We start from the raw sequence: 24,077 nt of genomic DNA, 5'->3' as shown, positions 1-24,077 counted from the left end.
TTCAGCGGCCGGCCGGATGGCCGGCTGGCGGTCAGCCGATCTGCACCGGCACGAAGATCTTGTCTTCGCCGCGCTGAACCAGCAGGGCCACGGTCTTGCCCGCCTTGGACAGCGCTTCCTTGACCTGGCCGATGTTGTGCACTGGCACCCCGTTCAGCGACAGCAGCACGTCGCCCGGTTCGATGCCCGCCTTGGCGGCCGGGCCGGCAGAGCGCTCGATCAGCAACCCTTCGGTGCCAGAGGCCTGCTGCTCCTGCGGGCTCAGCGGGCGCAGGGCAAGGCCCAGTTGACCGCGCTGCACGTCTTGATCGCCGGACGCGGTCTGCGTCTTGTCCTTCGGAATGCCGCCCAGGGTAGCGACCAGTTCCTTCGGGGCACCGGCGCGCCAGACGTCCAGCTTGATTTTTTCACCGGGCGAAGCCAGCGTAATCATCGACGCCAGGTCGCCCGACGACACGATGGTCTTGCCATTGATCTGGCGCACCACGTCACCCGGTTGCAAGCCCGCCTTGTCGGCGGCACTGCCCTTTTCGACGCTGGACACCAGCGCGCCGGACGGCGAATCGAGCTTGAACGAATTGGCCAGGTCCTGATTCACTTCCTGCACGGTCACGCCCAGTCGCGCATGCTGCACCTTGCCGTGTTCCAGGATCTGATCCTTGATCTTGTAGGCTACGTCGATGGGAATCGAGAACGACAGGCCCTGGAAACCACCGGTGCGGCTGTAGATCTGCGAGTTGATGCCCACGACTTCGCCACGATCATTGAACAGCGGGCCGCCCGAATTGCCCGGGTTGACCGCCACGTCCGTCTGGATGAAAGGCACCGACGTGTCATCGGGCAGCGAACGGCCCTTGGCGCTGACGATGCCGGCCGTGGCCGTATTTTCCAGGCCGTAGGGCGAGCCGATGGCCAGCACCCATTCGCCAACTTGCAGTTGGTTCACGTCACCCACCTTGACCACCGGCAGGTTCTTGGCGTCGATCTTGAGCACGGCCACATCGGTCTGCGGGTCCGCGCCCAGCACCTTCGCCTTGTACTCGCGGCGGTCAGTCAGCTTGACGGTGACTTCCTTGGCATCCTGCACGACGTGTGCGTTGGTCAGGATGATGCCGTCGGCGCTGATGATGAAGCCCGAGCCTTCGCCGCGCATCGGGACTTCACGCGACGGCATGCGGCCGCGCGAACCCGGGATCTGGCCAAAAAACTGGGCAAAGGGGTCATCGTCGTCGGCGGACACCTTGCGAGTGCCGCTGACGCTGATGTTGACGACAGCCGGGCCAAAGTCGCGGGTGATCTGGGCGAAGTTGGGCGGGCTGGAAGCGTTGATGGATGGCGTTGCGGCGATGGCGGTCGGGGCGTTGGCCGCCATCGACACGCCGCCCGTCACGGCGGTTGCGCCGGCGCCGCCAATGGCGCCAGCAGCCAGCAGCGCCAGCACTAGGCGCGAGGGTTTCATTTGCGAGGTCTTCATGTCGGCTCCTGCGTTCATGTTTGAGGACATGGCGCTATCTTCGGGCCTGACACTTAGGCGAATCTTAAATCGGCGTAATCAACGCGGAATGGGAAATTGCACGCGCGCGCGCAGGCCGTGGCCCCCGGGCGCGTCCTCAAGAATGATGTCGGCGCCATGGCGATCCGCGATGGCCCGCGCAATCGACAGGCCCAGTCCGCTGCCGTGCTGGGTGTTGCCTTCGGCGCGATAGAAGCGGTCGAAGACGCGCTCGCGTTCGGCGGGCGGTATGCCGGGCCCCTCGTCGTCGATGGTGAAAGATGCCTGGCCGGCCGTGGATTGCAGATGCAGACGGATGCGGCCGCCTTCGGGGCTGTGCTTGATGGCGTTGTCCAGCAGGTTGCGGGCCAGCAAGGTGAGGGCGTCGCGGTGGCCTTGCACGTGTGCTTCGCCGGCACCGTCCATGTCGATGGCGATCGACTTGGCATTGGCCTGCGCCAGCGTCTCGGACAGCGCCTGGCGCAGCACGTCGGCCAAGTCCACGGGGGTGGCGGGAGAGGGCTCGGACGTGCTTTCGTGACGCGCCATGGACAACATCTGCTCCACCAGCCGGGTGGCGCGGTCGATGCCCGAGGCCAGGCGCTGTTCCGCGATTTTGCGGCTGTCGGCGTCGCCGGCGCGTTGTAGTGCCTGTAGCTGCAAGCGTAGCGCGGCCAGTGGCGAGCGCAGCTCGTGCGCCGCGTCGCCAACAAATTGTTTTTGCTGGGCGAACGCGGTCCGCATGCGTTCCAGCAGCAAGTTCAATTCCAGGATCAGCGGGCGGATCTCGTCGGGCAAGCCCTGCACGTTGACGGGCGAAAGATCTTCGGGCTGCCGCGCCGCCACCTGGGCGCGAGCACGCTTGACGGGCCGAAGCGACCAACTGACCACGCACCACACCACCAGCATCAACAGCGGCGCCGCCGCCGCGATGGGTGCGATGGTTCGCAGCGCCAGCTCGCGGGCCATTTGCTTGCGCACGTTCATGTCCTGCGCCACCTGAATCACCTGAAACGGGGTGGCCAGCGCATACACGCGGTACGTGATGCCTTCCATTCTGGCATCGGAAAAACCCAGCACGATCTGGTCCGGCAGGGGGCGACGCGAGCGGGAATTGAATACGCGCAGGCCGTCGGGCGTCCAGATCTGGATGATCAGATCGTCTGCCATGGGTGTGGCGGCCCCAAGGCTTTGCCGGGGACCGGTGCTGAGCAGGCCGTCGCCCGTGCCCAGCGACAACGCGGTGCGTTGCAGCAGCGAATCGAAGATGTCGTCGGCCTGGGCCAGCGTGCTGCGATACGCGATAACGCCTTGCGCCAACGCGCCGACCACGATGGCGGCCAGCAGAAAAAACAGCAGGCGGGCTCTCAGCGAATAGCTAAGCCTGATGCTCATGTTTTGGGGATGACATAGCCGACGCCTCTGACGTTCTGGATCAGGTTCGGACCCAGTTTTTTGCGCAGGCCATGAATATAAACCTCAACCGCGTTGCTGCTGACGCTGTCTTTCCAGCTATACAGTTTTTCTTCCAGTTGGGCGCGCGAAAAGATCATGCCCGGACGGGCGATCAACGGCTCCAGGACGGCCCATTCGCGGGCGGTCAGAGCAACCGGGGTGCCGTCCACCATGGCAGCGTGCGATTGCGGATCGATCGTGATGCCCTCATGTTCGAACACCGGCTCGGCGCGGCCGGCGCTGCGGCGTATCAATGCCCGCATGCGCGCCAGCAGTTCGTCCACGTCGTAGGGTTTGACGATGTAGTCGTCCGCGCCTGCGTCCAGGCCCGCAATGCGGTCGCTGACGGCATCGCGCGCGGTGGCGATCAGGACGGGGGTGCGGTCCTTGCGGGCGCGTAGCTCGCGCAGCAAGGCCAGGCCGTCGCGCTTGGGCAGGCCCAGGTCCAGCAGGATGAGGTCGTAGGGGTCGGTACGCAGCGCGGATTCCGCGGCGCTGCCGTCCCGGACCCAATCCACGGCGTAGTGTTCCGCGCGCAGGCAATCCAGCACGCTTTCACCGATCATGATGTCGTCTTCGACAAGGAGGATGCGCATGGTGGTCTTCGCTTGGCTGAATGAAAATCCAGCAAGTTGGACGCGCGGCGGGCGGGCGGAGTTCCCGTAGGGGAACGCGGGGCGGCGGCGTGTTGGGGCGCGGAAATGAAAAAAGCAGCCCGAGAGGGCTGCTTTTAGAATTTGGTGCCGGCAATAGGAGTCGAACCTACGACCTTCGCATTACGAATGCGCTGCTCTACCAACTGAGCTATGCCGGCAAGACCATTCGCTTCGGCTTCACTGCCTTTCCGGGTTGCGGAATATCCGGGTTGCGGAATAACGAGCAAAACACTAGCGAAACATCTTAGTTCTTTCCAGTTCGCCGCCCTGTTTATGGGGCCTGATCTGGAAAGACCGAAATCATATCAGAGTTTTTTAGCGATGGGAAACGGTCACCCCAAAAAGAACAAAAAAAATCGCAGTTTGCGTGCGCCAAAAATTTAGTTCATAATTGCGTTCTTGGCAGATCCCCGATAGCTCAGTCGGTAGAGCGACGGACTGTTAATCCGCAGGTCGCTGGTTCGAGCCCAGCTCGGGGAGCCAAAAGAATTCAAGGTCGGTAAGCCGCCACGCGCAAGCAGGCAATGGCAACGGACCCAAGCCGAACTGAAGGGCCACTGGCGAAAGCGAGTGGCCCTTTTTGTTTTCGCCGTGCGCGACTGCGCGGATAGGGTTGTTGTGCAGGTTGTTGTACGCTTCGCCAGATCCAAAACAACCAAGCGGGACCAGGTGCAATGCCAGGGCAGATCGAAGACGACAAGCGCATCGGCGTAACCGTGATTTCAGGTTTCCTGGGTAGTGGCAAGACCACGCTGCTGAACCGCCTGCTGCACGACCCCGCTTATGCCGACGCCGTGGTTGTAGTCAATGAATACGGCGATATCGGCGTCGATCATCATCTGGTCCGACTGGCGCCTGCCAATGTCGTGCTGATCGAGGGCGGCTGCTTGTGCTGCGTCGTCAGCGGGGCGGTGGTCGACACGCTGCGCGACCTTTTCATGTTGGCGGTCAACCGCCGGATCAAGCCTTTTCGGCGGGTAATTATCGAAACCAGCGGGTTGGCGGACCCGGCATCGACGCTGTTCATGCTGAAACACGATCGGTTTCTGGCGGAGCGCTACGCGTATCGCGGCGCAATTGTCTTGGTGGACGTGCGCCATGGTGAATCGCAATTGGCCAACCAGCCCGAAGCGGCGCGGCAATTGGCCTTGGCGGACGCCGTCGTGCTCAGCAAGTCGGACTTGGCCGACGCGGCGCAGTTGCGGCGCGTAGAACAGGCCGTCATTGCCATCAATCCCGGGGCGCAGCGCTGTGTGCAGCGCCAGGACGCGCCGCTGGCCGGCATTTTGCGCGACGGCCCCGATGTGGCTGCGCGCCGCGATGGTGCTGCATTGTCGAATTGGCTTCAAGCGTTTACCCGGCCGCCGGTCGAGCGGCATGGCCAGGTGGCGAGCTTTTCTTTGTTCTTGTCGTCGCCCCTAGGGCGGGCCGCGTTCCTTGCGGGCGTGTCCCGCATCCAAGAGCGCTATGGACAGGGAATTTTGCGGATGAAGGGCCTGGTGTGCTTCGAAGGGGAGGTGCTGCCCTGCGAGGTGCATGGCGTGCACGGCGAGCTATACCCCTTGCGCGCACTCGCGCAATGGCCAACCGACGAACGCGCATCGCACCTGGTCTATATCGTTCGCGGCCTGGACGTTGCGCAGGTTCGCGCGGCCGTTGCTGAGGCGTTGGGGCAAGCACCGGCCTGAACCTGCCGTGCCGCCGCGAGTGATCAAAATGTCGCCATTTAGGCGCGGATGTTGCACTGAAATACGGTATAACCGGTACGGTCTGATGCAAGAATCGAGACAATCATGGATCGTTTGAAGGCGATGCAGGTGTTTGTAGAGGTTGCTGACCGGGGAAGCCTGTCGGCGGCGGCGGTTCATCTGGACATGTCGCGTGCCATGGTTTCCCGCTACCTGGCTGAAATGGAACAGTGGGTCGGGGTGCGCCTGCTGCACCGGACGACGCGCCGCTTGAGTCTGACCCCCGCAGGCGCCGAGACGCTACCCCGTTGCCGCCAGATGCTGGATATGGTCGGTGACCTGCGAAGCGCGGTGTCCACGCCTGAAGATACCCCTAGGGGCTTGTTGCGAATTACCACCAGCATGTCGTTTGGTTCCAGCCATCTGGCCGGCGCGGTGACAGACTACGTAAAACTGCACCCGGGCACATCGGTTGACTTGATGTTGGTCGAGCGCGCCGTCAATCTCGTGGAAGAGCGGGTCGATCTGGCGGTGCGCATCACCAATGACCTGGATCCGAACCTGATTGCCCGCAAGCTGGCGGTTTGCCGGTCGGTGGTGTGCGCATCCCCCGATTATCTGTCGCGCGAGGGGGTGCCGGCTCGGATTGAAGACCTGTCCCTGCGAAACTGCCTGACGCATTCTTATTTTGGCAAAAGCCTGTGGCGTTTCGAGCGGGAAGGGCTGCCGGTGGATGTGCCCGTCAGCGGAAATATCAGCGCCAACGAAGTGTCCGTGCTGTTGCATGCGGCGTTGGAGGGGGCGGGTATTGCGATGTTGCCTACTTACTACGCTAATGAATATATTGCGGCCGGCCGTTTGAAGGCGATCCTGCCTCAGTGCAAGCCTCAGGAGCTGGGCATTTACGGCGTCTACGCGTCGCGCCGGCAAATGCCGTTAATACTGCGTTCCATGTTGGACTTTCTGGTTGAGCGCCTGGGTTCGGCTCCTTGGGACAAGCCGGGTGCCTGATCCGGGCCACTCGCGCACGCGTTTCAAGCTTGAGGGGCAACGTTATGGCGGTATAATTCGCCAATTACGCGGACGGCTGGCCAAGGGTATTGATGTGGGTCTTGGCAGTTCGGTGTTCGCCAGCATGTACCTTCAAAATATCCAAGAATCGTAAGTCTGGCCCGCGTCCGGCCAGGGTGCGACGAAGCAGGTCTTCGCATGCGCAAGGGTGCTTGATGTCGGGCGTGTGGCCGGTAGCCATATCGCCAAGGCCATGGGCCGTTGATCCGGGCCGTTGATACTGACCGCCGTGAGATGCAGGCGCCGGGTTCCGGTGCTTCCCGCGGGCTTGTTGGCCAATGATGCCGGCTTTTCCAGAATTTGCTTAAAGCGTCTGCCGCGGTATCCGATGCGCAGGCACTACGCCTTTATCCTGACCCGTTCGCCTTTTGTGGCGCCAGCCTGTCAGTGGCAGTCAACCCAGGAATCTTGTGAACACTACGCCGATCAACGCCGTCGATTGCAGTCCCGTCTTGATGGTGGGTTGGCGGGCCAAGATTGGCAATCGTGGGTTGAGCGCAGGCCGCGCGTTATTCCAAATGGGCTTGTCGTTCGGTGTTGCTGCCCGGCGTGTGCTGCAAGCCGGCGCTGTGAAGGCGGCTTCGGTGAAGGCGGCTTCGGTGAAGGCGGCTTCGGTGAAGGCGGCTTCGGTGAAGGCGGCTTCGGCGCAAGCCGGCTTTCGCCATATCCACGAAGCACAAATGAAAAAGGCCCGGCGCATTCGCCAGGCCTTCATCAAATTTGGTTGCGGGGGCAGGATTTGAACCTACGACCTTCGGGTTATGAGCCCGACGAGCTGCCAGACTGCTCCACCCCGCGTCTGAGAAAAGAATATTAACCTTATTTTAAACCTAGCGCAAGTTAGCCCTTTGTGAATTTGAATGTCGATGAACGATAGCGAGGCAATACTCGTGCTGGAAACCGCGTTGTTATGCGCGGTGCAGCCGATGCAACTGTCCGATATGCGCAAGCTATTCGGGGACGATGAACAATTCGATAACAGCAAGCTGCGCGCGCTGTTGGAGACGCTGCAAGCCAATTGGGCCGATGGTGGTCTGGAGCTGGTGCAGCTGGCCAGCGGCTGGCGATTCCAGAGCCGCCCGCATATGCAGCGCTACCTTGAGCGCCTGAGTCCGGAAAAGCCGCCCAAGTACTCGCGCGCGGTCATGGAGACCTTGGCGATTGTTGCCTGGCGCCAGCCTGTCACGCGCGGCGATATCGAGGATATACGCGGCGTGACGGTGTCCTCGCAAATCGTGAAGGCCCTGGAAGATCGCGGCTGGATCGAGGTCATCGGGCATCGCGACGCGCCGGGTCGCCCTGCGCTGTTCGGCACCACGCGACAGTTCCTGGATGATCTGGGGCTGCGGGCGCTGGACGAGTTGCCGCCGCTGGAATCTGCCCACGCCGCCGCCGCGCTGGCTGGGCTGGACCTGGGCGAAGTGCAGCAGCTGACGGGTGAGGGTGTTGAGACGCCGCCAGAAGAGGCGGCAGAAGAGGCGGCAGAAGAGGCGGCAGAAGCCGGCGCAGCGGAGGCCGCCACCGACGGGCCGCTCAGTGTTGGTGGGTCGGATGCCGATGATGAGCATGCCCAGGGTGAACTCGCTGTCGAAAATATGGCCGACCCGTTAAAAAATGACCCTGTTCCAGTTGCGGAATTGTCAGTTTCGGAACACGATGCACCCATAGACCCGGTCGATAGCGTAGAATCCGTCGTTTCGCGCACAGAAGAAAGCGCGAATCCCGACGACGAACCCACCGTCCGGGAGCAAGCCGCAGGCTTGTCCAATATGCCGACCCCGTCCGGTTTCCCCGACGACAGGTTCGGTAACGACATTTCCGATATGGCCGCCGACCCCTCTACGGCCGGTGCTGCAAAGGAAAGTGTCGCGAACGCAAAACACGCGGAACCGACCGACCCGATTGACGAGACCGATCACGCAGCGCCTGGCGCCGCCGGGCATGAGCCCGCTTTCGGCCTTGATGATCCTGTTCGGCCCGAAACTGATGCCGTTTCCACGGCCTCGGACGAAGCGGATCCGGCGCAACCTGGCGCCGATCCTGATTCGGCGTCCCCTGATGATGACGAGCCCGCCCCTGGCAGGCCTACCCAAGTTTGAAATTCGGAGCTGTCCCAGTGACAACGAATACAGCAATGCAGGACGACAATCCCCGTTCGGATGACACCGTTTCCAACGGCCAGCCGGACGCCTCCGCCGCGCGCGAACCCTCTGCTGAAGGCGATGCCGGCGCGCGTGGGCGCGGACGCAAGCTGAGGACGCCGTTCCGCCGTCGCCGTGGCGACGCCGCCGCAGAGCAGGCTCCCGCTGAAGGCCAGTCCGCCGCGGCCGCAGCACCGGTTGAGTCGGCTGACTCCCGGGGTGGTGAGCAGGAAGCGGAGCAGGCGCTGTCGTATCTCGACAACACCGACCGCATGGAACAGCGCCTGGGCAAGTACCTGAATAGCGATTCGGTCATGCCCAAGTTGCACAAGGTGCTGGCCGACGCCGGTATCGGCTCGCGCCGCGAGATGGAAGAACTGATCGTTGCCGGCCGTGTGTCCGTCAATGGTGAGCCGGCCCATATCGGCCAGCGCGTTGCGCCCAACGATCAAGTCCGCGTGAACGGCAAGCCGATCATGCGCACGAATACGAAAAAGCCGCCGCGCGTGATTCTGTATCACAAGCCGGCAGGCGAAATCGTCAGCCATGACGATCCGGCGGGCCGCGCCAGCGTGTTTGCACGCTTGCCCAAGCTGCGCACGGGCAAGTGGCTGTCGGTGGGGCGTCTGGACCTGAACACGGAAGGTCTACTGATCTTCACGACCTCGGGTGACATGGCCAACCGCATCATGCATCCGCGCTATGGCACGGAGCGCGAGTACGCGGTTCGCGTGCTGGGCGAGATGGACGAAGCGCAGCGCCAGTCGCTGGTCGACGGCATCGAGCTTGAAGACGGCGTGGCCGCGTTCGGTGCGCTGGATTACCTGGGTGGCGACGGCAGCAACCGCTGGTATCGCGTGACCTTGCAGGAAGGGCGCAACCGCGAAGTCCGCCGCATGTTCGAAGCGGTGGGTGTGACGGTCAGCCGCCTGATCCGCACGCGCTTTGGTGACGTGGTTTTGCCGCGCACGCTGCGTCGCGGTCGCTGGGAAGAATTGGATGGTTCGCTGGTTACCGCGCTGATGGTCCAGCTGGGCCTGTTGCGCGATGACGACGAATCTGGCGGCAACCGTCGCCGTTCGAAGCAGCCGGTGTCGCATGACAGCGCGCTGCCTCCCGGGTTTGGCACGATGGATCGCAATGGCATGAACGGTGCCCGAATCGGTCGTCGCGGCAAGCTGCAAGGTGGTCGGCTGGGTAGCGCGGGTCAAACCGCCGCCTGCCCGTCCGACCCCTTTGGTACGGGCCTGATGATTGCCGGTGGCTATGCCAACGGTCATCCCCTGGCCTCGGAAGGCGCGGGCGGCAACCGCAAGGGTGGCAAGCCGGGCGGTGATCGTTCCGCAGCGGCCGGTGGTGGCCGACTTGGTGGCAAGCCAGGCGGCAAGCCGGGCGGAAAACCCGGCGGCAAGCCGCGAGGCCCGCGTGGTCCGCGCGCGGCGGCGGCAGACGGCCAGCGCGGCAACGTGGCTTCGGCTGATGTCGTTGCCGGCAACGTGGCCGAAGCTCCCGTGGGCGGCGGCCGCAAGCCTTCTGGCGGCAAGCCCGGCGGCAAACCGGCGGGTGCGCGTGGCGCTAATGGCGGTCGTAGCGGTAATGGCAAGCCCGCGGGCGCTGGAGGCCGTGGCGGCAACAAGGCGGAAGGTTCGCGTAATGCCGGCGGCCCGGCTGCGAACAAGGGTCCGGGGGCGGGCGGCAAGCCGCGCGCTCCGCGCAGTTCCTCCGCTGCCTCGTCGGGCCCGCGCGGCGACGATTGGCAGCCGCGAGGCGCCTCGGCCCATGAATCGCGGTTGGGTGTGATGGGTGGACGAGGCCGTCAGGGCCGCTGATCCGCTTGCTGGCGGCGCGTTTGGCGCGCCGCCGACCCCGATATGTCCCGTATAAGCGTAAGCCCGTGACGAATCAGGCGTTTTTCCAGTTTATCTGGTAAAATCAATGGTTTTCATGGCTTCGCGTCATTGCCCTTTGCCGGGCGATGGGTTCGAGATGCCGCTTTGGCAGGCTTGGTTGTTGCCAAGGCCAGAGTCGAAGCTCGTGCGAATGCGGGTATGAATACTGGTAAGAACGCTGGTAAGAATGCTGGTAAGAACGCGAGTATGAGTGCCGGCGAGAATGCCGACAGCAGTTTGCATTAGCAATTGAAGCGCAGCGGGTTTGCAATAGCTGCGGTTCTCAGCGGTTGTTGAATACGAAGTTGTTCAATAGCAGTTTGGCATCGGATATGCGCCAAGTGCCGCCGGACCTGAGGTTTCAATATCGGGTTGTGGGGCAGGCAGGGTTGGAATGACCCGTGGCGCATCAATTTAGGTCGCAATATAGGGCGCTGCCCAGCATTGCTCCTTACGTGCAGTAGGGAAGCGGCTGGGCTCTGCGCAATATCGGTGGGCTGGGCGTGCAGCCCATTTTTTTTGAGTATATGGCTGATTTATTCGCATTGACCGAAGAGGCTCTGGCCGGCATGGACGTCGAACTCGTGGACGTCGAGCGTGCCGCCCTGGGCCTTTTGCGCGTAACGATCGATCGGGTCGGCGGTGTGCGCATCGAAGACTGTGAACAGGTTTCCCGCCAGTTGTCGCGGGTGTTCGAAGTCGAAAACGTCGACTACAAACGACTGGAAGTCGGTTCGCCGGGCATTGACCGCCCGTTGCGCAACGAAGCCGAATTCCGCCGGTTTGCAGGCGAGCGCATCGAAATCAAGCTGCGTGAGGCATTAGACGGACGTAAGGTTTTCTCCGGCACGTTGACCGTGCCCGAAGACGACGCCGCCGCCTCGGAAGCTGACGCTGGGATGCACAAGACCGTCTTCGGTCTCGAATTTGAGGCAAAAAAGAACGAAATCCAGGTGTTGAATTTCACGGTCGAGGATATCGAACGTGCAAAACTGGATCCCGTTCTGGATTTCAAGGGCAAAAAGCGATGAGTCGCGAAATTCTTCTGTTGGTCGATGCCTTGGCGCGTGAAAAGAACGTCACGCGTGACGTCGTGTTCGGTGCGCTGGAAAGTGCGCTGGCCTCGGCCATGAAAAAGCGCTTCAAGGATGATGCGGACATTCGTGTCGCCATCGATAGGGAAACCGGCGATCACGAGGGCTTCCGCCGCTGGCTGGTGGTGCCTGACGAAGCGGGCCTGCAAGAACCTGACAAGCAGGAAATGCTGTCGGACGCGCAAGAAATCGTTCCTGATATTCAGGAAGGTGAATACATCGAAGAGCCGCTTGAGCCCATCGAATTCGGCCGCATCGGCGCGCAGGCGGCCAAGCAGGCCATCTTGCAAAAGATCCGGGATGCCGAACGCGAACAGGTGCTGAACGACTTCCTGGACCGTGGCGAAACCATTGTGTCCGGCACGATCAAGCGCATGGACAAAGGCGACGCCATTGTCGAAACCGGCAAGATCGAAGCGCGCCTGCCGCGCTCCGAAATGATCCCGAAGGAAAACCTCCGGGTTGCCGACCGTGTCCGCGCCTACGTGTTGCGTGTTGACCACGCCGCGCGCGGCCAGCAGGTGATCCTGTCGCGCACCTCGCCCGAGTTCATTCGCCAGCTATTCGAGAACGAAGTGCCCGAAATCGAGCAGGGTCTGCTCGAGATCAAGGCTGCTGCCCGTGACGCGGGTGTGCGTGCCAAGATCGCCGTGGTGGCATACGATAAGCGTATCGACCCGATCGGCACCTGCGTCGGCATGCGCGGTTCGCGCGTCACCGCGGTTCGTAACGAGCTGGGTGGTGAACAGGTCGACATCGTGTTGTGGTCGGAAGACCCCGCGCAGTTTGTCATCGGCGCCTTGGCGCCGGCCAACGTCGAATCGATCGTCGTTGATGAAGACAAGCATGCGATGGACGTCGTGGTTGACGAAGAAAACCTGCCCAAGGCCATTGGCGCCAAGGGTCAGAACGTGCGCCTGGCGTCCGAGCTGACGGGCTGGCAGATCAACATCATGACGCCGGAAGAAAGCCTGAACCGCCAGGAAGTCGAGCGTTCGGGTCTGCGCACCACGTTCATGAGCAAGTTGGACGTTGATGAGGAAGTCGCCGACATCCTGATCGACGAAGGTTTTACCGGTATCGAGGAAATCGCTTACGTACCCATGCAGGAACTGCTGGAAATCGAAGCGTTTGACGAAGACACCATCAATGAATTGCGCGCCCGTGCCCGCAATGCGCTACTGACTGAGGCAATTGCCCAGGAAGAGCGCCTTGAGACCGCACAGGATTTGCTTGAACTCGAAGGCATGACGCAAGAACTGGCTGCGAAGCTGGCCGAGCGTCAAGTGCATACGCGTGATGATCTGGCCGAATTGGCAACGGACGAACTGGCGGAAATCGCCGGCTTGACCGAGCAGGAAGCCAGCGACCTCATCATGCGTGCCCGTGCCCATTGGTTCGACGAAGAATAACCAAAAGGACACGGGTCTGCGGTGGGTAGTGCTGGTTTCATCCACCGCAAGTTCACGTTGTTTGTAATAGCTGCATATAGGGAAGAGAGAGCCTAATGTCGAGTAACACCGTCGCCCAGTTCGCTACCGAGCTGAAAATGCCTGCCAATGTGCTGCTGGATCAGCTGCGCTCGGCTGGTGTTGACCTCAAATCGGTTGACGATTCCGTCACCGACAGCGACAAGGCGAAATTGCTCGAATCGCTGCGTCGCGCCCATGGCGCGACCGAAGGCAAGAAGATCACCTTGACGCGCCGCCAGACGTCCGAGATCCGGCAGGCTGATGCCACCGGCCGCTCGCGCACGATCCAGGTCGAAGTGCGCAAGAAGCGCGTTTTCGTCAAGCGTGATCCCTCCGAAATCGCCCTTGAGCAGGCTGCGTCCGCGCGCGCCGAAGATGAAGTTGCGATCGAAGAAGAGCAGCAGGTGTCCGCGCCGGCTGCACCCGAGGCTCCTGCCGTGGTCGAGCCCCGCGAGACCACTGCCGACAAGGCCGAGGCTTCGGCCCCTGCCGCGGTACAAGAGCCCGTTGCTGTAGAAGCGCCCGCGCCGGTTGAAGCGCCCGCGCCTGTTGAACCCGTCGCGGCCGAAGTGCCCGCCCCCGTCGAGGCGCAAGCCGCCGAAGTCCAGGCCCAGCCTGAACCCGAACCGACGCCGGCGCCTGCTCCTGCCGAGCCCGTGGCCGAAGAGGCCAAGCCCGAAGTTAAGACTGAATCCACCGAGCCCAAGGCTGAAGAAGCCAAGCCGGAACCCGTTGTGCTAGCCAATAAGTCCGATACACCTTCCCCCGAGGCCTCTGCGCCGATCGCCCAGGCGCAGCCTGCCGCGAAGTCCGAACCCGTGAAAACCGCCGCGCCCGCGCCGGCCGCGCCCCCTGTCAAGGTGGGCAACCGTGCCGACAACCGCCGCGCCGGCCCGCCCCTTGCCGCCTCCGCTACGTCGGGTGGCCGCGATGAGGCGCGCCGTGCCGCCGAGGCCGAAGCCGCCGCGCTGCGCGAGATGCTGAACCGTCCGCGCAAGGTGCTGCGCGCGCCTGAGCCGGAGGCCCCCGCCGCCGCCGCTGCCGCGCCGATTTCCGGCACGCTGCACAAGCCGGCCGGCAAGCCGGGCGCCACGCCTGGCGCCAAGAAGGACGCCAAGCCCGCCGCTCCTGGCGCGAAAAAGACCATCAAGACCGCCGAAGTTGCTTCGACCTGGTCGGATGACGCCTCGCGCAAGAAGCCCGCCGACAAGCCGGCCGCCCCGGCCAGCCGTGATGGCTGGCGTGCAGGCGGCAAGGGGGGTGGCAAGGGCGGCGGCCGTGGTGGCCGCAACCAGCAGAACGACCGCCGCAACGAGCCCGCACCGCAGGAATTCATTGCACGCGAAGTTCACGTGCCGGAAACCATCAGCGTGGCCGACCTTGCGCACAAGATGTCCGTGAAGGCCGCCGAGGTCATCAAGCATCTGATGAAGCTGGGCCAGATGGTCACCATCAACCAGGTGCTGGACCAGGAAACGGCCATGATCGTGGTCGAGGAACTGGGCCACGTGGCCATCGCCGCCAAGCTGGACGATCCGGAAGCATTCCTGGACGAATCCGCCACGGTGTCCGAAGCTGAACAGCTGCCGCGCGCCCCGGTCGTGACCGTCATGGGCCACGTCGACCACGGTAAGACCTCGTTGCTGGATTACATCCGCCGCGCCAAGGTTGCCGCGGGCGAAGCCGGCGGCATTACGCAGCACATTGGCGCCTACCACGTTCAAACCGAACGCGGCATGGTGACCTTCCTTGACACCCCGGGCCACGAGGCGTTCACCGCCATGCGTGCCCGCGGCGCCAAGGCGACCGACATCGTGATTCTGGTGGTTGCCGCCGACGACGGCGTGATGCCGCAAACGCGTGAAGCCATCCACCACGCCAAGGCCGCGGGCGTGCCCATGGTTGTGGCCGTGACCAAGATCGACAAGCCGTCGGCCAACCCGGAACGCGTCAAGCAGGAACTGGTTGCCGAACAGGTCGTGCCGGAAGAATACGGTGGCGACGTGCCCTTCGTGGGCGTGTCGGCCAAGACCGGCGAAGGCATCGACGATCTGCTGGAAAACCTGCTGCTGCAAGCCGAAGTGCTGGAATTGAAGGCGCCGGAAGATGCTCCCGCCAAGGGTCTGGTCATCGAAGCCCGTCTGGACAAGGGCCGTGGCCCGGTCGCGACGATCCTGGTGCAAAGCGGTACGCTCAAGCGCGGCGACGTCGTGCTGGCCGGCGCAAGCTTCGGCCGCGTGCGCGCCATGCTGGACGAAAACGGCAAGCCGATTCAATCGGCCGGCCCGTCCATCCCGGTGGAAATTCAGGGTCTGACCGAAGTTCCCGCCGCCGGCGACGAACTGATGGCGCTGTCCGACGAACGCAAGGCGCGCGAAATCGCGCTGTTCCGCCAAGGCAAGTTCCGCGACGTCAAGTTGGCGCGCCAACAGGCCGCCAAGCTGGAATCGATGTTCGACAACCTGGGCGAGGGCACGCAAACGCTTACCCTTATCGTCAAGACCGACGTGCAGGGTTCGCAGGAAGCGCTGGTCCAATCGCTGGTCAAGCTGTCGACCGACGAAGTCCGTGTGCAAGTGGTGCACGCGGCCGTGGGCGGCATCTCGGAAACCGACATCAACCTGGCCATTGCCTCGAATGCTGTCGTGATCGGCTTCAACGTGCGTGCGGAAGCAAGCGCCAAGAAGCTGGCCGAGAACAACGGCATCGACGTGCGCTACTACAACATCATCTATGACGCCGTGGATGAAGTTAAGGCGGCCATGTCGGGCATGTTGGCGCCCGAAAAGAAGGAAGAAATCATCGGCCTGGTCGAGATCCGTGAGGTCTACAGCATCTCGCGCCTTGGCAACATCGCTGGTTGTATGGTGCTTGATGGCATCGTGCGCCGCGATTCCCAGGTACGCCTGCTGCGCAACAACGTGGTTCACTGGACGGGGCATCTTGAATCGCTGCGCCGCTTCAAGGACGACGTCAAGGAAGTCAAGTCGGGCTTCGATTGCGGTCTTACGCTGCGCGGCAACAATGACATCCAGGTGGGTGACCAGCTGGAAGTCTTTGAAATCAAGGAAATCGCGCGTACGCTGTAAAGCGTCGCGAGGCATTATTGCTAATGAGCCGTCACAAGTCCAAAGCCATCCCCGGCCGCAATCTGCGGCTGGCCGACCAGATCCAGAAGGATCTGGCCGAGATCATCCAGCGCGAGATCGATATGTCTCGCGCCGGACTGATCACGCTCTCTGGTGTGGAATTGTCGACCGACTACGCGCATGCCAAGGTGTGGTTCACGGTTTTGGGCGCCGAGCCCGAAGCCGCCACCGCCTTGCTGAACGAAAAAGCCGGTTGGCTGCATTCCCAGCTTTACAAGCTGCTGCACATTCACACTGTCCCCACTTTGCGCTTCTTCCACGACGAGCAGATTGCCCGTGGCATCGAAATGTCGATCCTCATCGACCGCGCAAACCGGCCCGGCCCGCACTCGGGCGTGCCTGACGAACCTGAAGACCAGTCCTGATCGGGCTGTCGTCACTGCTTTTCAACCGGATTCCGACGATGGCTAAACGACGCGGGCTTTTGCTCGACGGTGTGCTGTTGCTCGACAAACCCGTAGGTTTGTCGAGCAACCACGCCTTGCAACGCGCCAAGCGTTCCATGGACGCGGCGAAAGCCGGTCATACGGGAACGCTGGATCCCTTCGCCACCGGCTTGCTGGTGTGCTGCATGGGACGCGCAACCAAGATTTCCGGCGCGATGCTTAACGCTGACAAGGCGTATCGCGCTACGCTGCAATTTGGCAGCGAAACCGATTCTGGCGACCTGACCGGCAATGTCGTGTCCACCGCCGAACCGGGCTTTACCGTTGACGAACAGGCGCTGCGCGACGCGCTGTCACGTTTCTCGGGCACGATCGAGCAGATTCCGCCGATGTACTCCGCGCTCAAGCGCGACGGCAAGCCGCTGTACGAGTACGCGCGCGCCGGCATCGAGCTGGAACGGGCCCCGCGCCAGATCACGATTCACCGCATCGAGCTGTTGTCCCTTTCGGGAACGCAGGCAGAGATCGATGTGGCTTGCAGTAAAGGCACATACATCCGAACACTGGCCCAGGACATCGGGCGCGTGCTGGGCTGTTTCGCCCACCTGACGGCGCTGCGGCGCACGCATGTCGGGCCATTTTCTCTGGAACGCGCCGTTGAGCTGGAAGCCTTGCAGGCCATGCCAGACCCCAAGCAGGCATTGCTTGCACTGAACGAATTGCCGGAGGGCTTGCTGCCCTCCACCCTGACCTTAAAGGACTCGCTATGACTCGCGCCTTGCGCAACGTCGCCATCATCGCCCACGTGGACCACGGTAAAACAACCCTGGTCGACCAGCTGCTGCGCCAATCCGGCACCTTCCGCGAAAACCAGGCGCTGACCGAACGGGTCATGGACTCGAACGACCTGGAAAAAGAACGCGGCATTACGATTCTGGCCAAGAACTGTGCCGTTGAATACGAAGGCACGCACATCAACATCGTCGACACCCCGGGTCACGCCGACTTCGGTGGTGAAGTCGAGCGCGTGCTGTCCATGGTTGACGGCGTGCTGCTGCTGGTTGACGCCGTTGAAGGCCCGATGCCGCAGACCATTTTCGTGACCCGCAAGGCACTGGCCCTGGGCCTGAAGCCGATCGTGGTCGTCAACAAGGTCGACCGCCCGGGCGCCCGTACCGACTTCGTCATCAACGCCACGTTCGACCTGTTCGATAAGCTGGGCGCGACGGAAGAGCAGCTGGACTTCCCCGTGGTGTACGCCTCAGGCCTGTCCGGCTACGCCGGCCTGACCCCTGACGTGCGCGAAGGCAACATGCGCCCGTTGTTCGAAGCCATTCTGCAGCACGTGCCGCAGCGTGACGACGATCCCAACGGCCCGCTGCAGATGCAAATCATCTCGCTGGACTACAACAGCTACGTCGGCAAGATCGGCGTGGGCCGCATCAACCGTGGCCGCATGCGCCCCGGCATGGAAGTGGCTTACAAGTTTGGTCCGGACGGCCAGGGCGGCAAGGGCCGTATCAACCAGGTCCAGAAGTTCCATGGCCTGGAGCGCGTTGTGGTTGAAGAAGCCGAAGCCGGCGACATCGTGCTGATCAACGGCATCGAAGAGCTGGGCATTGGCTGCACCGTGACCGACGTGCTCACGCAGGAAGCCCTGCCGATGCTGCGCATCGACGAGCCGACGCTGACCATGAACTTCATGGTCAACACGTCGCCGCTGGCCGGCCGCGAAGGCAAGTTCGTGACCAGCCGCCAAGTGCGTGATCGCCTGGACCGCGAGCTGAAGTCCAACGTGGCGCTGCGTGTGCGTGACACGGGCGACGACACGGTGTTCGAAGTGTCGGGCCGTGGCGAACTGCACCTGACGATTCTGCTGGAAACGATGCGTCGCGAAGGCTACGAGCTGGCCGTGTCGCGTCCGCGCGTGGTGTTCAAGGACATCGACGGCGTGAAGTGCGAGCCGTTCGAATCGTTGACCATCGACGTTGAAGATGCCCACCAGGGTGGCGTGATGGAAGAGCTGGGCCGCCGCAAGGGCGACCTGCAAGACATGCAGCCGGACGGCCGTGGCCGTACGCGTCTGGAATACCTGATCCCGGCCCGTGGCCTGATCGGCTTCCAGAACGAATTCCTGACGCTGACGCGCGGCACGGGTTTGATGAGCCACATCTTCCACGAATACGCCCCGGTCAAGGAAGGTTCGATCGGCGAGCGTCGCAACGGCGTGCTGATCAGCCAGGACCAAGGCGATGCCGTGGCCTACGCGCTGTGGAAGCTGCAAGATCGCGGCCGCATGTTCGTGAGCCCGGGCGATGCGCTGTATGAAGGCATGATCATCGGCATTCACAGCCGTGACAACGACCTGGTCGTGAACCCGATCAAGGGCAAGCAGCTGACCAACGTGCGCGCCTCGGGTACCGACGAAGCCGTGCGCCTGGTGCCGCCGATCCAGATGTCCCTGGAATACGCCGTGGAATTCATCGACGACGACGAGCTCGTTGAAATCACGCCGAAGTCGATCCGTCTGCGCAAGCGCCATCTGCTGGAAAACGAACGCAAGCGCGCCGCGCGCGAAGCCTCCGTCTAAGACGAACCCCGGGGCATTCTGCCCCGGCGATTCGGCAGCAAAAAAGCCGCACACCTTTGGGTGCGCGGCTTTTTTTATGGATGCGGCTCGGCCCGCTGCGGGGCCGCCGCCGGAGGACTACACCCCGCTTTGCTGATGCCGGTATTCCTGCGTGGCGCCGCCGTATCCATAGGCGGCTGCCCGCGCGTCGATCACGTGCACGTACGAGCATTCGTGCAGTTCGCCCAGTATCTGCTGGAAGGACGCATAGATCTCTTTGATGTAGCGTGCCTTCTCGGCCTTGGTGTTGGTTTCATCCGTGACGCTGATGTCCAGGTGGAAGGCGTTCTTGCCCAGTTCCGATAGCGGCTTGCCGCCGATGAACCAGAGATCGTGCGGGATGTGCTGCAACGTAATGGCGATGACCGGCAGCTTCTTGCCCAGCACGGACTGCGTCAGTCCCGCCACGGAGTCGACCACGCGACGATTGATGGCAGGGTCCGACTGGCCGGAAAGGTGTACGACGATATGGGGCATGACAAGCTCCTGTGTGTAGGGGTAGAAGGCCAGTGTAGAGAGACGTTTGACATCGGAAAAGCAGGAAATTACGATTCTATCCATCGCAGAAACCGTTGGATGGGCTATGCCTGGATTTGACCTTGACCAGTTGCGCACGCTGGTCGCCGTGCTTGATGCCGGCAGCCTGACGGCGGCGGCGCCCAAGGTTTTTCTGTCGCAATCGTCGGTAAGCGAGCAGATGCGCAAACTGGAAGAGCGCGCCGGCCAGCCGCTGTTGACGCGCGCCAAAACGGGCGTGACCGCCACGCCGGCGGGCGAGCGCCTGCTGCGTCATGCCCGCGCCATCCTGGCGCTAAGCGACGAGGCTTACCGCGATTTGCGCGGCGTGGCGCTGCGCGGCGAATTGCGCTTGTTCATCACGGATTACTTTCGCCCCGGCGATGTGGCGCGCATGCTGCGGCGCTTGAACGAACAGTATCCGCAGGTGCGGTTGCACGTGACGATCATGAAAAGCGGCGCGATCGAGGCCGCCTACGAGCGAGGTGAGATCGACGTGGGCATATCGATGTCGATCCAGGAACGCGGCGCGCCACGGGCCCGGGCCCAGGGTGCATTGCTGCGCCGCGAGCCGCTGCTATGGATGGCCGCCGAAGGCGCCGCGGCGCCTGCCGGCGAACCCGTGCCGTTGCTGGTCTTGCCCGAGACCTGCGCATTGCGCCAATACGTGGAACGCCAGTTGACACGGCGTGCCGTACCGTACGCCGTGGCGCATGTGGCATCGGGCGTGGCAGGCTTGCAGCTGGCCATTTCGGCGGGCCTGGGGGTGGCGTGCCTGAACGAGTCAGCGCTGGCGCCCGGCATCGCACGGTTGCACGCATCCGGCCTGCCGACGCTGACGTCGGTGGAGTTTCGGCTCTTGCCCGCCCGCCCCGGAGAGAGCGAGTTCATCGGACTGGCGCGCGAAGCCATCGTCAAAGCCATGGCCTGAGGCGGTGGCCTGGAGTCACGGCCGGAGATCGCGGCGCGAAACCATAGGATTGACGCGGCAGCCTGGGGCGGCCGCCGCGTCCTGCGCAGGCTAAAAGCCCCGCCCCGGACTCAGGCGGGCAGGGACGGCGCGTATTGCGCCTCGGAAGTGACCTTGTCATGGAATTCCACGACGCGGCGCACCACTTTGACGGGGTCGTCCTCGATGATGAAAAGGTCAAGGTCGTGCGCGCCGATCATGCCATTGCCCAGCACCTGATCGCCTAACCACTCGACCATGCCCGACCAGTATTCGCTGCCCACCAGCACGATGGGCGCGGGCGGCACTTTGCCGGTCTGGATCAGCGTCAGCGCTTCGAAGAGCTCGTCCAGCGTGCCAAAACCGCCCGGCATCGCCACGTAGGCGAAGCTGTGCATGAAGAACGTCGCCTTGCGCGAGAAGAAATATTCGAATGACAGGCTGATGGTCTGATATTCGTTGTTGTGCGCTTCGTGCGGCAGGCTGATGTTCAGCCCGATGCTGGTGCCGCCTGCCTCGAAGGCGCCCTTGTTGGCGGCCTCCATGATGCCGGGGCCGCCCCCTGCGATGACCGCGAACCCGGCGCCTGCCAAGGCGGCCGAAATGGCAACGGTGGTTTCATAGTGGGGGGAGTTGCGGCTGACGCGTGCGCTGCCGAAGACACTGACTGCGGGCCCGATGTTCGCGAGCTTATCTGCCGCCGTCCGTATCTCTGACATAATCAGCGGAATTTGTTTGCCGGCGGGTGTTTCCATATCTGCCTTTGTAACCATGAAAAAAACCTTATTACTGGTCGACGGTTCAAGCTACTTGTACCGCGCTTTCCACGCTATGCCTGATTTGCGCAACGCGCAAGGCGAACCCACGGGTGCGCTGTACGGCGTGGTCAATATGCTGCGCAAGCTTGTATCTGATCATAAGGCAGAGTATGCCGCATGTATTTTCGATGCTCGCGGCAAGACTTTCCGAGACGACCTGTATCCCGAATACAAGTCGCATCGGCCGCCCATGCCGGAAGACCTGGCGGCGCAGATCGAACCCATCCACCGCGCCGTGCGCGCGCTGGGCTGGCCCGTGCTGGCCATCGAAGGGGTAGAGGCCGACGACGTCATCGGTACGCTGGCCAAGCGCGCTGCCGAACACGATGTGCACACCATCGTTTCGACCGGCGACAAGGACCTGGCGCAGTTGGTCAACAGCCACGTCACGCTGGTCAACACCATGACCGGCGAAGTGCTGGACGAGCCCGGCGTGGTCAACAAGTTTGGCGTGCCGCCCGACCGCATCGTCGACTACCTGATGCTGGTGGGCGATACCGTGGACAACGTGCCGGGCGTCACCAAGGTTGGCCCCAAGACGGCCGTGAAGTGGTTGACCGAATTCGGCTCGATCGACAAGCTGATCGAAGGCGCCGACACCATCAAGGGTGTGGCCGGCAACAACCTGCGCGAGGCCATCCCCAACTTTCCGCTGACCCGCCAATTGTTGACGGTGAAGTACGACTGCGACCTGACCGGCCATGTCGAAAGCGTGGACGACCTGAAACCGCGCGCGCGCGACGACGCCACCTTGACCGAACTGTACGAACGCTACGGCTTCCGTACCTGGCTGCGCGACCTGACCGGGGACGCCGAACGTGTACCCACGGGCGATGCGCGCATCGCCGTGGATATGCCCGAGGCGCCCACCGAACTGGACTACCGCATCATCTCCGACTGGGCCGAATTCGACGCCTGGTTCGAGCGGCTGCAAAATGCATCGCTGGTGGCGCTGGACACCGAAACCACTTCGCTGGACCAGATGCAGGCGCGCCTGGTGGGCTTGTCCCTGGCGGTGGAACCGGGCGTGGCCTGCTACATCCCCGTGGCGCATCGCGGGCCGGACGGCGCCACCCAGTTGCCCAAGGCCGAGGTGCTGGCGCGCCTGAAACCCTGGCTGGAAGATGCGTCGCGCGCCAAGCTGCTGCACCACGCCAAGTACGACGCCCATGTGTTCGCCAACGAAGGCATTGCGCTGGCGGGCATCACCGACGACACGATGCTGCAAGCGTACGTGCTGGAATCGCATCGCGGCGTGGGGCTGAACGACCTGGCGCAGCGCTATCTGGGCCGCAGCGGCGTGTCGTACGAAGACCTGTGCGGCAAGGGCGCCAAGCAGATCGGTTTTGACGAGGTGGCTGTCGACAAGGCGGGGCATTACGCTGCCGAAGATGCCGACTTCACGCTGCAATTGCACCGTGTGCTGCGCCCGATGGTGGCGGCGGATCAGGGCCTGGACCGCATCTACCAGCTTGAGATCAAGGTGTCGGCGGTGCTGACCACGATCGAACGCAATGGCGTGAAGGTGGATGCCGAAGAACTGGGCCGCCAGAGCCACAAGCTGGGCCAGGAAATGCTGCGCCTGGAGCAAAAGGCCTATGAATTGGCCGGTCAGCCCTTCAACCTGAATTCGCCTAAGCAACTGGGCGAAATCCTGTTTGAACGCATGCAGTTGCCGGTGGTGCGCAAGACCGCCAGCGGTGCGCCGTCCACCGACGAAGACGTGCTGACCAAGCTGGCGCTGGACTACCCGCTGCCCCAGGTGCTGCTGGAATACCGGGGCCTGTCCAAGCTGAAGTCCACCTACACGGACAAGCTGCCGCGCATGATCAACCCGGCCACGGGCCGCGTGCACACGCGTTATTCGCAGGCGGCGGTCATTACCGGCCGCTTGGCGTCGTCCGATCCCAACCTGCAGAACATCCCCGTGCGCACCGAGGCGGGCCGCCGCGTGCGTGAAGCCTTCATTGCCGAACAGGGCGTGCTGCTGTCGGCCGACTATTCGCAGATTGAACTGCGCATCATGGCGCACGTGTCCGATGACGCCAACCTGCAAAGCGCGTTCGCCGCCGGCGAGGACATTCACCGCGCCACGGCGGCCGAAGTGTTCGGCGTGGCTTTGTCGGACGTGTCGACGGACCAGCGCCGCGCGGCCAAGGCCATCAACTTTGGCCTGATCTACGGCATGGGCGTGTTCGGCCTGGCGTCCAACCTGGGCATCACCCGGGACGCCGCGCAGGCCTATATCGACCGCTATTTCGCGCGCTATCCCGGCGTGGCGATGTATATGGAAAACACCCGCAGGCTGGCGCGCGAACAGGGCTACGTCGAAACGGTTTTCGGTCGACGTCTGCAATTGCCGGAAATCCGTGGCGCCTCGGGGCCACGTCGGCAAGGCGCTGAGCGGGCCGCCATCAATGCGCCCATGCAGGGCACGGCGGCTGACCTGATCAAGCTGGCCATGGTGGCCGTGCAAGATTGGCTGGAAGCCGAAAAACTGCAAACCCGCATGATCATGCAGGTACACGATGAACTGGTTCTGGAAGCGCCGGACGCCGAGATCGACGTGGTCAAGGAAGCACTGCCTCGCCTGATGTGCTCGGTGGCCGAACTGCGCGTGCCGCTGGTCGCGGAAGTGGGCATGGGCAAGAACTGGGAACAGGCGCACTAAG

18 protein-coding genes and 3 tRNA genes are annotated in these 24,077 nt (G+C 63.0%); 14 read left to right on the top strand and 7 right to left on the bottom strand.

Annotation, left to right across the window (positions count from 1 at the left end; all coding sequences use genetic code 11):
• Positions 1–31 precede the first annotated feature (31 nt).
• From V6F88_RS14925 to V6F88_RS14910, 4 genes are all read right to left on the bottom strand, one after another.
• Positions 32–1,474: a DegQ family serine endoprotease gene (locus V6F88_RS14925; RefSeq protein ID WP_332610432.1), complete on the bottom strand. Its 1,443-nt coding sequence runs from the start codon at positions 1,472–1,474 to the stop codon at positions 32–34.
• Positions 1,475–1,552: 78 nt separating this feature from the next.
• Positions 1,553–2,887, bottom strand: coding sequence for an ATP-binding protein (locus V6F88_RS14920; RefSeq protein ID WP_332610431.1), 1,335 nt, complete (start codon positions 2,885–2,887; stop codon positions 1,553–1,555).
• On the bottom strand, positions 2,884–3,543 hold the full coding sequence (locus V6F88_RS14915; protein ID WP_046802770.1) for a response regulator: 660 nt from the start codon (positions 3,541–3,543) through the stop codon (positions 2,884–2,886). The genes V6F88_RS14920 and V6F88_RS14915 overlap by 4 nt, the downstream gene beginning before the upstream one ends.
• Positions 3,544–3,685: 142 nt before the next feature.
• Positions 3,686–3,761: transfer RNA gene (locus V6F88_RS14910), tRNA-Thr, on the bottom strand.
• A gap of 249 nt (positions 3,762–4,010) precedes the next feature.
• Between V6F88_RS14910 and V6F88_RS14905 the strand changes: the two genes are divergently transcribed.
• The 4 genes from V6F88_RS14905 to V6F88_RS14890 all read left to right on the top strand — a co-directional run bounded on the left by V6F88_RS14905 (position 4,011) and on the right by V6F88_RS14890 (position 7,105).
• A tRNA-Asn gene (locus V6F88_RS14905) sits at positions 4,011–4,086 on the top strand.
• Positions 4,087–4,277: 191 nt separating this feature from the next.
• Positions 4,278–5,291 (top strand): CobW family GTP-binding protein, encoded by a 1,014-nt coding sequence (locus V6F88_RS14900; RefSeq protein ID WP_332610430.1) that lies wholly within the window; start codon positions 4,278–4,280, stop codon positions 5,289–5,291.
• Between the two features lie 105 nt (positions 5,292–5,396).
• Positions 5,397–6,302 (top strand): LysR family transcriptional regulator, encoded by a 906-nt coding sequence (locus V6F88_RS14895; RefSeq protein ID WP_332610429.1) that lies wholly within the window; start codon positions 5,397–5,399, stop codon positions 6,300–6,302.
• A 470-nt stretch (positions 6,303–6,772) separates the two neighbouring features.
• The gene (locus V6F88_RS14890; protein WP_332610428.1) at positions 6,773–7,105 is read left to right on the top strand and encodes a hypothetical protein; all 333 of its coding nucleotides are present in this window, start codon (positions 6,773–6,775) and stop codon (positions 7,103–7,105) included.
• Here the strand turns inward: V6F88_RS14890 and V6F88_RS14885 are convergent.
• Positions 7,084–7,160: transfer RNA gene (locus V6F88_RS14885), tRNA-Met, on the bottom strand. The two genes, V6F88_RS14890 and V6F88_RS14885, sit on opposite strands and share 22 nt — an antisense overlap.
• A 62-nt stretch (positions 7,161–7,222) precedes the next feature.
• Here V6F88_RS14885 and scpB point away from each other — a divergent pair.
• The 8 genes from scpB to typA all read left to right on the top strand — a co-directional run bounded on the left by scpB (position 7,223) and on the right by typA (position 19,083).
• Positions 7,223–8,461 carry an SMC-Scp complex subunit ScpB gene (gene scpB, locus V6F88_RS14880; protein ID WP_332610427.1) on the top strand — a complete coding sequence of 413 codons (1,239 nt, stop codon included), beginning with the start codon at positions 7,223–7,225 and terminating at the stop codon, positions 8,459–8,461.
• Positions 8,462–8,496: 35 nt separating this feature from the next.
• Positions 8,497–10,332: a 23S rRNA pseudouridine(2605) synthase RluB gene (rluB, locus tag V6F88_RS14875; RefSeq protein WP_332610426.1), complete on the top strand. Its 1,836-nt coding sequence runs from the start codon at positions 8,497–8,499 to the stop codon at positions 10,330–10,332.
• A gap of 587 nt (positions 10,333–10,919) precedes the next feature.
• Positions 10,920–11,423 (top strand): ribosome maturation factor RimP, encoded by a 504-nt coding sequence (gene rimP / locus V6F88_RS14870; protein WP_104143179.1) that lies wholly within the window; start codon positions 10,920–10,922, stop codon positions 11,421–11,423.
• Positions 11,420–12,898, top strand: a complete 1,479-nt coding sequence (gene nusA, locus V6F88_RS14865) for a transcription termination factor NusA (RefSeq protein ID WP_006218270.1) — start codon at positions 11,420–11,422, stop codon at positions 12,896–12,898. Before rimP ends, nusA begins: the two co-directional genes overlap by 4 nt.
• Before the next feature lie 95 nt (positions 12,899–12,993).
• On the top strand, positions 12,994–16,047 hold the full coding sequence (gene infB, locus V6F88_RS14860; RefSeq protein ID WP_332610424.1) for a translation initiation factor IF-2: 3,054 nt from the start codon (positions 12,994–12,996) through the stop codon (positions 16,045–16,047).
• Between the two features lie 23 nt (positions 16,048–16,070).
• Positions 16,071–16,472, top strand: a complete 402-nt coding sequence (gene rbfA, locus V6F88_RS14855) for a 30S ribosome-binding factor RbfA (RefSeq protein WP_006218273.1) — start codon at positions 16,071–16,073, stop codon at positions 16,470–16,472.
• 38 nt (positions 16,473–16,510) lie between these two features.
• Positions 16,511–17,263 carry a tRNA pseudouridine(55) synthase TruB gene (gene truB / locus V6F88_RS14850; RefSeq protein ID WP_046802776.1) on the top strand — a complete coding sequence of 251 codons (753 nt, stop codon included), beginning with the start codon at positions 16,511–16,513 and terminating at the stop codon, positions 17,261–17,263.
• Positions 17,260–19,083: a translational GTPase TypA gene (gene typA, locus V6F88_RS14845; protein WP_332610422.1), complete on the top strand. Its 1,824-nt coding sequence runs from the start codon at positions 17,260–17,262 to the stop codon at positions 19,081–19,083. Before truB ends, typA begins: the two co-directional genes overlap by 4 nt.
• Positions 19,084–19,200: 117 nt before the next feature.
• Here the strand turns inward: typA and V6F88_RS14840 are convergent, their stop codons facing one another.
• The gene (locus V6F88_RS14840) at positions 19,201–19,599 is read right to left on the bottom strand and encodes a tautomerase family protein (protein WP_332610420.1); all 399 of its coding nucleotides are present in this window, start codon (positions 19,597–19,599) and stop codon (positions 19,201–19,203) included.
• Positions 19,600–19,705: 106 nt separating this feature from the next.
• Here V6F88_RS14840 and V6F88_RS14835 point away from each other — a divergent pair, with 106 nt between their 5' ends.
• Entirely contained in the window at positions 19,706–20,569 is an 864-nt protein-coding gene (locus tag V6F88_RS14835; RefSeq protein WP_332610418.1) for a LysR family transcriptional regulator, read from the top strand.
• A gap of 110 nt (positions 20,570–20,679) precedes the next feature.
• Here the strand turns inward: V6F88_RS14835 and V6F88_RS14830 are convergent, their stop codons facing one another.
• Positions 20,680–21,306: a TIGR00730 family Rossman fold protein gene (locus V6F88_RS14830; RefSeq protein WP_046802883.1), complete on the bottom strand. Its 627-nt coding sequence runs from the start codon at positions 21,304–21,306 to the stop codon at positions 20,680–20,682.
• A gap of 52 nt (positions 21,307–21,358) precedes the next feature.
• Between V6F88_RS14830 and polA the strand changes: the two genes are divergently transcribed.
• Entirely contained in the window at positions 21,359–24,076 is a 2,718-nt protein-coding gene (polA, locus tag V6F88_RS14825) for a DNA polymerase I (RefSeq protein WP_332610416.1), read from the top strand.
• The last annotated feature ends 1 nt before the right edge of the window (position 24,077 follow it).

The sequence above is a fragment of the Achromobacter sp. ESBL13 genome, from assembly GCF_036668755.1.
Lineage (GTDB): Bacteria > Pseudomonadota > Gammaproteobacteria > Burkholderiales > Burkholderiaceae_B > Achromobacter.
Note: the sequence above shows the minus strand (reverse complement) of the source record. Positions and strands in the feature narration are given on the sequence as shown.